General features: G+C 74.3%; 2 protein-coding genes. Both read right to left on the reverse strand.

Features of this window, described 5'->3' with window-relative positions:
• Positions 1 to 42 precede the first annotated feature (42 nt).
• A complete protein-coding gene (locus D1J63_RS36040; protein ID WP_125634908.1) occupies positions 43 to 8,040 on the reverse strand; it encodes a beta-ketoacyl synthase N-terminal-like domain-containing protein in 7,998 nt (2,665 codons plus the stop codon).
• Between the two features lie 5 nt (positions 8,041 to 8,045).
• A complete protein-coding gene (locus D1J63_RS36045) occupies positions 8,046 to 14,306 on the reverse strand; it encodes a type I polyketide synthase (protein ID WP_125634910.1) in 6,261 nt (2,086 codons plus the stop codon).
• Between the last annotated feature and the right edge of the window lies 1 nt (position 14,307).

The raw sequence follows: 14,307 nt of genomic DNA on the forward strand, positions 1-14,307 counted from the left end.
CCATCACACACAACACGGCCCACCCGGCATCCGAAAGCCGGGTCAGGCATCTCGGTCGGGGAGAGGGCAACGCACCACCACCACGTCCGCCTCGGGTTCGACCCGCACCGGCCAGACCGTGCCGGGGACACCGGCCACCCAGGCCGAGCGCAGGTCGGCTGCCACCTCGATCTGTCCGGGATGGGCCCTGGCCAGGCCGGACACGTGCTCCTTGACGGCGATGCGCGTGCTGCGTTCGGGCAGCGGAAGACCGGCCGGAAGCCGGTAGATCCGTGAGGTGGTGCCCGGCAGGGTGTCGAACCGGCGGACCGTGTCGACGGAGAGTGTGGTGATCCCGTCCCGGGTGTGGGACAGACGGGCGGTGGGGACATACCGCAGGCCCGTCGCGAAGGCCCTGCGGTCCCGCAGCGGCATCCGTTCGCTCCCCGGCAGGCGCACCAGGAACTCCACCAGCCTCAGGCGCGCCACGAGCCGGGTGCCGACCCGGGCCTGGACGTCGATCACCGGCAGCAGGTGGTGCCCCTGGTCGAAGCCGGCGAACCGGGCCTCGACCCGCAGCTCACCGCTGGTCGGCAGCGGCTCGTACAGGTCCAGCCAGGGCAACCGGTGGGGGTAGCCGACCAGGTCGCGGGACAGGCCGGGAATCCACCGCCAGAGCGACTGGGACGGGATGGCGTGCAGGAAGCCGTCGAGCAGCCCCTGCCCCAGCTGGCCGAACGGCGTGGTGCCCCGCCCGGCGTCGAGCACCGCGCTGGAGCCGGTGGAGCCCACGGTCAGTGAGGTCAGGTACCGCAGCGCCGGGCCGTGGAACAGCTCAGCCGCCTCGTACGGGTCCGGCTGCGGCCGGCCGTCGGGGAGCGGAGGAAACAGGGCCGGGGGAGGCCCCGGCACGGCTCCGGTCAGTACGGTGGCCTCACCGACCACCTCGTACCGGGACAGTTCACCGGCCTCCCGCCAGACGGAGAGACGAGCCGCGGTCCCTTCCCCGGCCGCCGGTTCGGCGTCGGTACGGATCCGCACGGGGCCGGGCAGGGGAAGCCAGCGGTGCAGCTGAACCTCGCGCAGGCCGACGACCGGCTGACCGGTCAGCCTGGCCGCGGCGGCGGCGAGTTGATCCACCGTGGTCATCATGGGCACCGCGGGAACCACGAAGTTGGGCCGGTGGTCGTCCAGCCAGGTGTCCACGGCAGGGTCCAGCTCCAGCTCCCGCACGGCCGGATGGCCGTCGACCACCCGGACCCCGATGCGGGGCAGGTGGTAGATGCGACGTCCGTCGACCCACAGCCAGGCCTCGGCACATGCGTATCGGCCGCGCGCGTCGGTCCCGTACTCGGTGATCTCGGCCTCGAACGTGACCAGCCCGTCGCTCGGCACCACCTGGCCCCGGTAGAGCCAGCGCACCTCGTGACCGACGGCCACGGACTCGAAGCGCGGGGCGGTCAGCCCGGTGCCGGCGTCGCGTTCGAGGAGGTACCACTGGAGCAGCTGGACCACACCTTCGAGGCCGAGGGATCCGGGTTGCACCGGGTCGGTGAAGAAGTGGGCGCGGAAGTACCAGTCCCCGGCGTCGACCTTGCGCTCGGCGCGCAGCCGGCCAAGACCCGCCCGTCCGGCATCGGGCCAGTACCCGGTGATCCGGTCCAGCATCAGCAGCATCGGTCCGGGCAGCCGCAGGGAACCGGAGCCGTGGCGCTCCTGACGATGCCGCAGCTCCACCACCCGGTCGCAGGGTTCGGCCAGCCGGGCGCGTTCGGCGGCGCTGGGAGGCAGTCCGGGCTGCCGGGCGAACGAGGCTGCCGGGAAGTACCCGAACTGCGTCGACAGTTCCATGACCGGCAGCTGGGCGCCGGTCTCGTCGACCGCCTCGCAGAAGACCTCGAACGGGACGAGGGTGACGCCGTCGAACTGCGAGGGGTCCCCCATCTCGACCCTGGTGCGCAGGGTGCGGGTCCCGGCAGGGACCTCCCGCAGGACGGTGCCGTTCCCCTGCAGGTTCCGGAAGAACAGTTCGGGGGCGTCCGGGGGCTGCGGAACCAGCAGGCTCGCGGCCATCCCGCACGGTTGCAGGACCACCTCGTTGAGCACCGCGAACGGCATCACCCGGGTACCGTTCTCCTCGAAGTACCAGACCTGTTCCGGTACGTCGTACTCGGCGACCAGCCAGGAACCCGGGCGCGGTCGGTCCGGTTCGAGGCCGGCGTCGACGATGCGGGTGACGAACAGGTAGGGCGGGCCCGGCAGTCGGGCGCAGCGCTTGCCGCCGTCGAACCGGGTTCCACGGGTGCCGAACACGCTGGGCCGGCCCCAGGCTGCGGCCAGCATCGACGGGAAGTCCACGGTCCGTCCGGCGAGAGTGGCCGCCGCCGGGTCGGGTTCCAGACCGCGCAATCCACCGAGCACCGGCAGCGGCACCGGTGCCCCACTGGTCTGAACGGCGGGCGGCCCCAGCCACCGCCAGTACTCCAGGGGCCAGTCCGGGACCAGTGCCAGCCCCACCCCGGAGGCGTGGAAAGCGGGCAGGCCGTCCACCGTGCAGAGCAGGTCGGCACGGAGCGTGGGCCGGGGACGGGACGACAGTCCGCTGACGAACACCTCGTAGCGGACCCGACGGCTTCGCGGGGTGACCTGCCCCCGGCAGCGCATCCGGTAGGACTCGTCGGACACCGGCTCGAACCGCCAGCCGTCCCGGTCGAGCGTGAAGCCCAGCGCGGCCAGATAGAACGCCATCGCCTGCACGCAGCCCTCGAACATGAGCGTGCCGGGCATGCACGGATCGTTGTGGAAGTGGCCGTCGAAGAACCAGTCGTCAGGCCGGACCTCGCTCTCCGCACGCAGGTAGCCACGGCCCCAGGGGCCCCCGGCGGGGTCGAGTGAGCTCACCTCGTCCAGCAGCCACAGCCGGCCCTGTCCGGGAGTCGGGGTACGCACATGGGCGCGCGCCACGTCCCAGCCGGGGCCGAAACAGTCCGCCGGCCGGCCCTCGGCGAAGGCGCGTACGGCGTCGGGACCGAAAGCGGTGGCGGACGGAGGAACAGCGGGCGGGTCGACCGCCCCTGCCGGTGACGGTCCCGGGCTCCAGAGCACTCCTTGCGAACCGGCGAGTTCCGCGTCGGTGAAGTAACCGGCCTGGCCCTGGCGTACCGACAGCCGCAGCTCCTTTCCGACGTAGCAGTCGCTGCGGAAGAAGAACAGCCGCACGCCGTCGTGCTCGGCATGGCCCTCGACGTGGATCTCGTACCGCAGCGTCTCCCCGACGGACGGCCGCGGTCCGTGGTACGTCACCTCGCAGCCCAGCAGCCGGTAGACCCGGTCGCCGTGGTCGAGCAGGTCCGCCCCGAGCCAGCTGATCAGCAGCAGGTCGGCCTGGCCGGCCTCGATGAACAGGCCCGCGGGCATCCGGCCTGCCGGATCCAGGTACCAGGCGTCCGGGGCGACGTAGGTCTCCGTGTGCACCGTGCCGGTGGACATCGAGCCGGGTTCCGCGTCGAGCCGGGTGACCCGGTCCACCAGGAGCATCGGGGGGCGCGGCAACCGGGTCTGCCGTCGCTTGTGGTCCTGCGCGCGGAAGGCGGGACCGAAGACGTCGGAGATCCGCCCGTGCGCCAGGTACTCCAGCCGGGCACGCTCCAGGGGCAGCGACAGCCCCCGTGCGGGCCGCTCCGGTACGGCCGGTGGCCACGGCGGAGCCGGAGAGCCCGGTGACGGGATCGCCACCGGGGCGGGTTCGACGGCCTGCGGCAGGTGCGCGGGATCCGGGGCGGGGGACAGGGCCCGGTCACCGCCGGCCGCTGTGGCGGGGACAGAACCGATCACCAGCTGCCGGGTGCGGAGGAACGTCGCGTGCGCCCGGCCCTGCCGTTCCAGGTACTCCCGCTGGGCGACGGCGAGACGGGCGTGGTGGGCGGCGGCGAGTGCCGGCACCGGATCGTCGGCAGTGGCCACGGCCGGCGCCCGGCGGTTCGCAGCGGCAAGGGGCTGCACCGGGTGGTCCGCAGCGGTCACCGGGCCGGTCGACGCGGTTCGTGCGACGGGTACAGCCCTGGCACGCGGCGAGGCCGGGCCCTGGGCATCGGAGGGGGACGCCGTACCGGGACCGGGCGGCGCGCCGACCGGTGTCGTCGGTACGGTCGCCGGAGGCGACAGCGGCGCGGGTTCCATCCGCTGCTCCGGATGATCTGTTCCGGGCAGCCGGATCGCGGGCGGGTGCGCCGGCAGGGTGATCGTCCTCCCCGGATCGGCCGGCAGCCCGGCGGCCGCTGTGAGCCGGTCGAACAGCGGCGCGGGATCAGGGCAGATCCCGGCGGCGGCGAGTTCGGCGACCGCGTCGCACAGCTGCCGCAGTCCCCGTCCCGGCACATCGAGCGCCACCGCCAAGTGGTCCCGGTCCGCCAGGATCCGGCGGATCGACCGGGTGCGTCCGCTCTGCGGGCCGTGCTCGATCAGCACGCGCACCCCGTCCGTCCAGGCCCGCTCGACCACCTTGGGGTAGTCGAGCGTGCTGGTCATCTGGGTGAGCAGCGCGTCCGCGACGTGGTCCGGATCGACCGGGTACGGCTCGCCGGTGGCCGCGCTGTAATAGCGGATGCCCGGCGTGGGACTGGTCGGCCGACGGTGCAGGGCGCGAAATGCGGCCGCGACCTGGTTCGCCTCGGGCGCGTGCGCCACCATCTGGTACCCGTCGGCCATCGGGAGCCCGGGGCCGATCCGGTCCAGCACGCGTCGGCAGGCCGCGTCCAGTCCGCCGATCACGCACGTGTCGGGCGAGTCGACGGCGAGCAGGTGGGCCAGTGGTTCGCCCGCCAGGGCGGCGCGCACGTCGGCCGGGGTCGCGTGCACCAGGTACTCGGCCCAACGCCCCCGTTCCAGGCCGTGTCCGCGCCAGAACCGGTGCGCCGCGCGGAACTCCCCGGACAGGTCGAACCGGAAAACGTCGCTGTCGGAGACCGCCTGGTACAGGCCGGCCGCGTCGGGCCACGCCCCGAGCACGATCAGCGCGGTCGACTCCCCGGAGGAGAAGCCGATCGCCGCGTCCGGCCGCAGCCCCAGCAGGCTCCGGGTGATCTCGCCGTGCAGGGCGGCGAGTTCGGTGGTGTCCCGGATCCGCGTCACGACCGGGACCGGGTCGGTGCCGGTGGGGTGCCGGGGCTCCGGCACCGGGACGGGCCGGGCGGCCTCCTCGGTACGGGGGGCGCGCAGGGCGAGCCGCAGTTCCGCCCCGCACCCGGGATAACTCGCCTGGCCGCTGGGGAAGACGAAGGCCACCTCCCCGCCCGTGGGGGCGTCCTGGTAGGCGATCCGGTCCGGGCGGGGCCCGCCGGACGTCAACCAGTGGCGTGCGACCGCCAGCCGTTCGCCCAGCGTCTCGGAGACCCGGTCGACCACCACCACGAGGCGAGCGGGACCGGCGCCGGACTCCCGTCCCTCGGCCAGTGCGGCCAGCACCCCGGCCCGATCGGCGCCGGAGAACACGTGACAGCGGGGCGCGACCGAGGACCACGGCAGCGGCGGGCCGGCCGGGCGCAGGCGGACCGCCATCGGGGAGGCGCCGAGGGGCGTCACCCGGGCGCAGGCGGTCAGGGGCGCGTCGGCGGGCAGCGCGGCCGCACCCGACCGTGGCACCGCCTGGTGGTGGACCGCGATCGCGGCCACCGCCACGGCCAGCGCGCCGTGCGCGGCATGGGCCGTCCCGAACAGCTCGCTGTGGTCGTACCGGGCGGTGACGCGGGGCGTGGGCGGCCGGCCGGACGGCTCGCCGTCCTCTCCGGTCACGTCCCGGTCGTCCCGGTCGTCCCCGTCCTCCTGGTCCCCCGCCCGGCCCCTGTCGGTCCTGTCGCCGTCACGATCGGGCGGGACCTCGCGATCCCGCATCCGGTGGGTCCCGTCCGTGCCTCCGGCGTCCGCGTCGCCGACCAGCAGGCCGACGGGGGCCGTCCGGTCCGTCGTGTGGTCGAGCAACGCGATGACCCGGTCACCGTCCCGCTCGGCGTCGGTCAGGCGTTTCAACACCAGGACGACGGCCACGTCACCACCGGGCCGGTGATCTCCCAGCGCGCCCAGCGCCGCCAGGTGCACGGGCTCGTGGGACAGGTCGACCGCGCCCGCGAGCACCGCGTCCGCCTCTCCCGCCCGCAGCGCCCGCGCTCCCAGATCCAGGGCGACCAGGCCGGACGCCTGTTCCGCGCAGACCACATGGCTGGGGCCGCGCAGGTCCAGTTGGGTGTTGATCCGGTGGGCCACCAGGTTGGGCATGGTGCCCGGCACGGTTTCCGGGACCAGCGGAGCGCGGAAGGCGTCCGGCCAGTCAGGCACCGGAGCGGGCAGGCCGGAGGCCGTTTCCCACCCCGGCGCACGCCAGCGGGCACCGGGACGCGCCGCCTCGGGGTCCGTGCCCATGCCGATCAGGACCATCGTCCGGTCGGGCGGCAGCCGGGTCGCGGAGGCGGCTTCCCGGGCCGCCTCCAAGGCAAGGACCTGTTGCGGCAACGCCTCGGCAAGATCGGCCGGAGGGAACCGCAGCCCGGCCAGCGCGACCTCGACGGAGCGCCGGGGGCCGGGGCTGGGCGCGCCGTCCAGGACCGCGTGACACAGGTCCCGGTAGCCGGTCCCCGACCCGGCCCGTGCACCGATCGCCACGATCGCCACCCGCTGGTCCACCCGTGGCCGACGGGGAACAGGGCGGGGCGAGAGGGCAGCGGTGGACGCGGCCCGACCGAGCTCCCAGGCATCGACGACCACATGCGCGTTGGCGCCGCCGAATCCGAACGCGCTGACCGCTGCCCTGCGCCGCCCGCGCCACTCCTCGGCCTCCCGCAGCAGTCGCAGCGGTGTTCCGGCGAGCACGTCCAGCGGCGCGTCCGCGTGCAGGGACGGTGGCCGCACCCGGGCACGCAACGCACCGAGAACCTTCAGCAGACCGGCACCGCCGGCCGCCGTGAGCGGGTGCCCCAGGTTGGACTTGACCGAACCGATCGGCAGGTCCACCGCATCGGCGAACACCTCACGCATCACCAGTGCCTCGGTCAGGTCCCCGCTCGGGGTGCCCGGCGCGTGGCACTCGACCAGCGAGACAGTCTCCGGTGCGACCCCGGCCGAGGCGTAGGCGGCGCGCACGGCGCGCTCCTGACCGGCCCGGTCCGGGGCCAGCAGGCCGCCGCCCGCGCCGTCGTTGCTCAGCCCGATGCCCCGGATCACGCCCAGGACCGGCATGCCCTGGGCCAGTGCGTCGTCGAGCCGGGCCAGTGCGAACAGCACCGCGCCCTCGGCGGGCACCAGTCCGTCCGCCTCCCGGTGGAAGGGACGGCTACGGCCCGACCGGCTCAACGCGGTCAGCGCGCAGAACCCCTGATGGATGTAGAGGTTGTCGGCGGCGGCCACCGCCCCGGCCAGCACGAGGTCGGCGTCCCCGTCCCGCAGTCGGTCGCAGCCGGCTTTGAGCGCGTACAGGGAGGAGGCGCAGGCGGCGTCCAGGGCATGACCGCCGGCGCCGAGGCCGAGCGCGCGAACGGCCAGATGGGCGGGGAGACCGGCCGCGAACCGGTTCAGGGGATCGGGGCCGGCGTCGTCGCCCGGCCCCGGCCGCCCCCAGCCGGACAGCCACACGTGCTCGGCGTACCGGGCCATGGCCGTGGTCGGGTACGCCAGGTTGCCCAGGACCAGCCCCGCGCGGCCGAGATCGGGCCGGCCCGCCTCGTTCAACGCCTGCCGACCGGCGTGCAGGACCCAGCGGAAGGCCCGGTCCAGTGGGGCGATCTCGGCCGGGGGCAGCTCGAACCCGGTCGGGTCGAACGCCTCGTCGAAGCCGTGGACGTAGCCTCCGATGTCGGTCCAGATCCGATCGCTGTCACCAGGTGCGCCCGACACCCGTGCCGGCGGCACCCGCCAGCGTCCGTCGGGCACCGGTGAGAGGGCGGAACGGCCTGCGGCGATCCGGGCCCAGAAGGTGTCCGGGTCGAGCGCACCCGGCAGTACGCAGCCGCGCCCGACGATCGCGACCGGTTCGAAGAACGGCGCCTGCCGAGCAGTCGCCTCCGAAGAACGCATCCGCGTCATCCCTCGGTCGGGTCGGGCCGGCGGATCAGTTCCACCCCGAGCAGTTCGGCCAGTACGGTGCCGTTCTCGGACAGGACGGCCGCGTCGCACTCGGCGGAGATCCCGTCGGTCCGTCGTGCCCAGACGACGACGCGCGCGGCTTCCCAGTCGGCCCCCGCCCGGTGGATCCGGCACTCCCGGATCGACACCGGCAGCGCCGCGCCGACACCGGCCCGTACCGTCCAGCCGACGGCGAGTTGGAGGGCGCCGTCGAGCGCGGCGACGTCCACGGTCCAGGGCACGGCCCGCCAGGGCTCGGCGTCCCGGGGGCGGAGCGCGGCCACACCCCCGTCGGCGCCGAGCCGGACCTGGTCCAGGACCTGGAAGAGCGGGCCGTGAAAGAGCTCCGGTCCGTCGTACGGTTCGGGGACCTCTTCGAGGCCTTCCGGGGTCCGCCAGGGGTGTGGGTCCGGCGGCGGGCCGTCGGCGACCACCGCGTCGGCGTACTTGGCCCCCACCGTGCCCAGTTCGACGGCGAGACCGCCGCGCCGTGCGGACCCGTCCGTGCTCGTCCGGCCGCGCAGCACGAGCTTTTCCCCCGGTTCCTGCAGTTCGATCCTGCGCGGTACCCGCAGGCCGTGGAGGACGAACGGGCCGGTGTCCGGCCGCCAGGACCGGGCCAGCCCGGTGAACCAGTGCACCAGGACGGCGGCCGGGACCACCGGTGCCCCGTCGATCCGGTGGTCGTCCAGCAGCGCGTACTGCGGCCGGGCGAGGATCAGTTCGGCGACCGTCGCCTGCCCGGCAAGGACGTCGGGAGCCAGGTCCCCGGCGGCGCGCAGTACCCGGGTGGGCCCGCCGGGGTCGGCGAGTTCGGCGACGAACGCGCGTGCTCCGGCAGCCGGTTCGATCAGCTCGACCCCGGCGGCGCGGAACCGTTCCGCGATCGTCCGGGTGACCATGCCGCCGTCCCAAGGACCCCAGGCCACAGAGCGTGTCAGGCAACCGGGACGGGCGGCGGCGTACGCGGAGAGCAGGTGGTCGACGGCGGTGTTGGCCATCGCGTAGTCGGCCTGCCCCGGGCTGCCGAACACTCCGGAGACCGAGGTGAACGCCACGAGCAGGGAGAGCGGGTCGTCGGCGGTGGCGGCCAGCAGGGCGCGCAGCCCGTCCACCTTGGTGGAGTACACCCGGGCGAACTGCTCGTCGGTCTTGGCACCGATCAACCGGTCGGCGATCACTCCGGCGCCGTGCACCACTCCGGTGATCGGGCCCCAGTCCCGGCGTACCTCGGCCAGGGCGTCGCGCAGGGCCGCCTCGTCCCGGGTGTCCACGGACAGGTAGCGCGTCGGCGAGCCCGCGTCCTCCAGGGCCCGCAGGGTCTGCCGGACCTCACGTACGGCCAGCACACGCCGCGCCTCGGCGGCGAGTTCGGCTGGTGGGGCCTGGCGGGGGCCGGTGGCGAGCAGCCGGATCAGGCCGGCCTCGTCGGTGGCTCCGGCCAGCCCCGTGGGCTCATCGGCCAGTGCGGTACGGCCGAGGAGGACCAGTCTGGGCCGGTGGGCGGCCGCGAGTTCGCGGATCGCCGCCGCTGTGACGCCGCGTGCGCCGCCGGTGACCACGATCACCGAGTCGGCGTCGGCCCGGGGTTCGACGGGGCCGGGTACGGCGGGGCACGCCAGCGGAACCGTCCGGCTTCCGTCGGCGGGGAGACCGACCGTGATCGAGGGCCCGCCCGCGGTGAGCTCGGCGGCGATCGCGGCAGCGACCTCCTGGTCACTTCGCCCGGTGCGTGCGCAGTCGATGGCCTTCACCGTGGCCAGGGGCCACTCCCGGGCGGCGGTCCTCGCCAGTGCGTCCAGACCACCATGCGCCGGCCGGCCGCCGTTCCCGCTCAGCCCGAAGTCGCCCCCGGTGTCCTGCACGGTGACCAGGAGGCCGCCGTCCGAGCTGAGCCGGTCGGCCAGCCCCCGGACCGTCGCGAAGGCGGCCGGCGCGTCGTCGCCCTTGTCCAGCAGGATCACCGACCGTGCCTCGGCCGGAAGAGCGGTGACGAGCCGGGCCGGCACACCGTGGGCGGCGAGTTCCTCGACCAGCAGAGGACCCACCGGGGTGGAGTCGTCGAGCACGAGGACCTTCCGGTCGCGCAGACCGGCCAGGGCCAGCCCGACCGGCGCCAGCGGCAGGGCGCGTACCGCCAGGCGGACCGGCTCCGGACGGCTGGTGGCGGTGGGGGCTTCGGCGGTGGGGGCATCGGTGGCCTCCGGACCGGCGGTGGGCTCTGAGTCCACGTGCCCGGGGGATCCGGGGGCGGAGGTTCCGGGAGGCTGCGGGGGCACCGGTGAGGGACCGGCGGACGCCTGGTCGCCGACGGCGTCGATCTGTCCCGCCAGCTGGGCGACCTTGACCGAGATCTCCCGCAGTGTGCGCAAGGACGCCAGCTCGGACAGGTCGGCTGCGGGCAGTTCACCCACACGTTGGCGGACCCGCGAGAGCACTTCCACCTTCTTGATGGAGTCGACGCCCAGGTCGGCCTCGAGTTCCATGTCGAGGTTGATGATGTCCGCCGGGTAGCCGGTGCGTTCGGCGACCACCTCCAGCAGCAGCGCGCCGATCGACTCGGCGTCCAGGGGAAGCCCGTCCAGTGGCAGCCCGTCCGGCCGCAACACGTCCGGCTGCGGCTCGAGCAGCACCGGCCCCGGCGCCGGGGCCTCCACGGACGACGGCACGACGGTGGCCGGCGGAGACGGCGCCGGCACAGCCGCCGTCGCCTCGTCCCTGTCGCCGCCCGAACCGGAACGGAAGGGCTCGCCGGAGCCGGGGACCGTACCCGACGGAATGGGGACGTGGACCGGTTGACCGGAAGGCACGACCTGCGCGCCGACGGCACCCACCGCGACCTCTTCGACGGGCCAGGGCTGCGTGTCGTCCGCGCCGAGGGCAGGGGGACGGGCACCGGCGGCGCCGAGCAGAGCCTCCATCGAGGCATGCGCCGTCCGCAGGTAGAGCTGGTGGTTCTCAGCGGTCACCCGTTGGTACGTGGCATGTGCCTCCGCGCTCTGCCGCTGCGCCTCGGCCAGGAGCCGCAACCATTCCGTCGGCGGAGCGGGGTGGGCCGAGCCGGTGGACCGGACGCTCGGGGCGGCCACGGGAGCCGGCGTGCCCGGCCGGACGCCTCCGGACCCGCCCATGGCCACCTGGCCGGGGATCAGCGGTGCCTGCGGGCCGGGCCCGGCCGGCTCGGCGGGATCCGGGACCGGCTCCGAGGACGGGCCGGCCGAGGACACCGGCGCCGACCAGGCCACCGGCTGGACCGACACGTGCGCCGCCGGCATCGGGCTCGGGGCGGGCGGCGCGGTGCCGGGGCCCGGGACCGGGACCGGTGGTGTCGCCTCCGACACCTCCGCGGGCGGCACCAACGGCCCCGGCCGCCCCGACGCCCCGTCGGGCGACGCCACCGGTCCCGCAGCCGCGGGAGTGGCACGTCCGCCACGATGGTCATCGCGGTGGTTGCCGCCGTTGATCAGGACCGTCATCCGTGGTTTCTCCTCACCATCCGGCTCGGGCACGGGCTTGTGCCCCTCCCACAGCGCGGACAGGTCCATGGCGACCCCGCGCACCGCGGCCCGCCCCAGCCCGTCGTGGAACGCGGCCAACCCGTGGCTTCCGCGCCGGTCGAGGCTGATCGCCGCGTGCTCACGGTCACCGAGTACCTCACCGGTCAGCCCGGTCAGGGTGGTGCCGGGCCCGACCTCGACGAAGGTGCGCACCCCGTCCTCGTACATCGCCTCCACCATGTCGCCGAACCGCGCCGGCGCGGCCAGCTGGGCGGCGATGCCGCGCCGCACCGCCGCCGGTTCGCGCCCGTACGGGGCCGCATCGGCTCCCGCGTACACCGTCCGAGCCGGCCGGTGGACCGTGAGGTCGGAGAGGAAACGGGTGAACGGCTCGGTGGCGTCGGCGACCAGGGGACTGTGGAACGCGGCAGCGGCGTTCAGCCGGCGGATGACCATGCCGGTCGCGGCCCACCGGGCCTCCACGGCGGTCAATGCCTCGTCCGTGCCGGCCAGGACGACCTGCCGGGGCGTGTTGTGGTGGGCGACCCACACCCCGTCCACCTGCTCCGTCAGCTCCTCGATGCGCTCCGGCGGCCCGTGCACCGCGAGCATCCCCCCGGCGGTGGTGGCCGCGTCCCGCATCAGCTCACCCCGCCGCCGGGCCAGCCGGACCAGGGTGGGGGCGTCGAAGGAGCCCGCCGCGTGCAGGGCGACCAGTTCACCGAAGCTGTGCCCTGCCACGCAGTCAGGCGTCAGCTTCAGTTCCGACAGCACGGCCAGCAGGGCCAGGCTGTGCGCGGCCAGCGCCGGCTGAGCGACCTCGGTGGCGGTCAGTGACGCCTCCAGCGCGGCACGGTCCTCCTCGCCGAACACGGGGGGCGGGAACACCTCCCGGTGCACCGGGAGGACTGCCGCGACCGCGTCCCAGGCCTCCCGGGCCGCCCTGTGGTGAACGGCGAGTTCGGCGCCCATGCCCACGTACTGCGCGCCCTGGCCGGGGAAGAGGAAGGCGACCCGGCCGGGAGCGGGATCACCGGTGGCGAAGTGCGCCCGGGGTGCGGAGAACGGCACCCCGGCCTCCACCCGGGCCGCCAGCGCGTCCAGCCGTCCCGCCAGGTCGGTGGCGTCGTCGGCCACCACGGCCAGCCTCGCCCGGTGTTCGGTCCTGAACGCCGCCTGACACTCCCGCGCGATCGCCGCCAGCGGCCGGTCGGGTTGGGGCCGGCGGATCAGTTCGGCCAGTGCGCCGGGGGACGGCGCGCTGAACAGGACGAGTTCGCAGGGGGCCGCCGGGAGGTGCCAGGCCCGTCGGCCGCCCCCGGCGGGAACGTATTCCTCCAGCGTGACGTGGAAGTTGGTGCCTCCGAAGCCGAAGCTCGACACGCCGGCGCGGCGCGGTCGACCGTCGCCGCTGATCCAGGGCCGGGTGGCGGTGTTCAGGTAGAAGGGAGAATCGGTGAGCTCGAGTTCGGGGTTGGGCCGCCCCACCTTGATGGTCGGAGGCAACACCCGGTGATGCAGGGCGAGTACGGCCTTCAGCATTCCGACGGCGCCGGCGGAGGACTTGGTGTGCCCGAACTGGGACTTGGCCGAGCCCAGGGCGCACCACTGCCGGTCGGGGCGTCCTCCAGCCTGGAACACCTCTCTCAGCGCGGCGAACTCGGCGGCGTCACCGGCCTTGGTCCCGGTGCCGTGCGCCTCGACGAGTTCCACGCTCTGCGGGCCGTACCCGGCGACGTCGTACGCCCGGCGCAGCGCCCGTTCCTGACCGGCGGCCAGCGGCGCGTAGATGGCCTTGCTCCGGCCGTCCGACGCTGCCCCGAGGCCCCGGATCACCGCATAGATCCGGTCCCCGTCGCGTTCGGCGTCGGCCAGCCGCTTCAGCGCGAACATGATCACGGCCTCGCCGAGCATGGTGCCGTCGGCGTCGGCCGCGAACGGCCGGCAGTCCTCCGTCGGAGAGAGCGCCGGAGTCTTCGAGAAGCACACGTACATGGTGATGTCGTTCAGCACGTCCACGCCGCCGCAGATCACCAGGTCGCAGCTGCCGAGGGCGAGCTCACCCAGTCCGGTGGAGAGCGCGGCCAGCGACGAGGCACACGCGGCGTCGGTCACATGGTTGACGCCGTGCAGGTCGTACCGGTTGGCGATCCTGCCGGACACCACGTTGCCGAGCAGACCGGGGAAGGTCGCCTCGGTCCAGGCCGGGAAGTTGGCACTGATCCGGTCGCAGATCTCGTCGGCCGCGGCCGGGTCGAGACCGGAGGCGAGGAGTTCCCTTCTCCACACCGGCCGGGAAAGCCGCGCCGACACCTCGAACCCCATGGCCAGGCCGCTGGTGCCCAGCACCACCCCGACCCGTTCCCGCTGCTTCGCGGTCATCTGCCCGAGGCCGCAGTCGGCCAGCAGGTCACCCGCGGCCATCATGGCCAGCAGCTGGGCGGTGTCGGTGGCCGCAAGGTCGCTCGGCGGAATTCCGTACGCCAACGGGTCGAACTCGAAGTCGGGCAGGAAGGCGCCCCTGCGCACGTAGGTCTTGTCCGGAGCGAACGGGTCGGGGTCGTAATGGTCGGCCGGTGACCAGCGCTCCTCCGGTACGTCGGTCATGAGATCCCGGCCGGCGAGGACGTTCCGCCAGAACCCTGCCACGTCTCGGGATCCTGGGGTGAACGCGGCGAGACCGACCACCGCGACGGGAACCTGGGCACGTTCTGCTCTCATC

Origin of the sequence: Streptomyces sp. KPB2 (assembly GCF_003950055.1) — a bacterium.
GTDB lineage: Bacteria > Actinomycetota > Actinomycetes > Streptomycetales > Streptomycetaceae > Streptomyces > Streptomyces salinarius.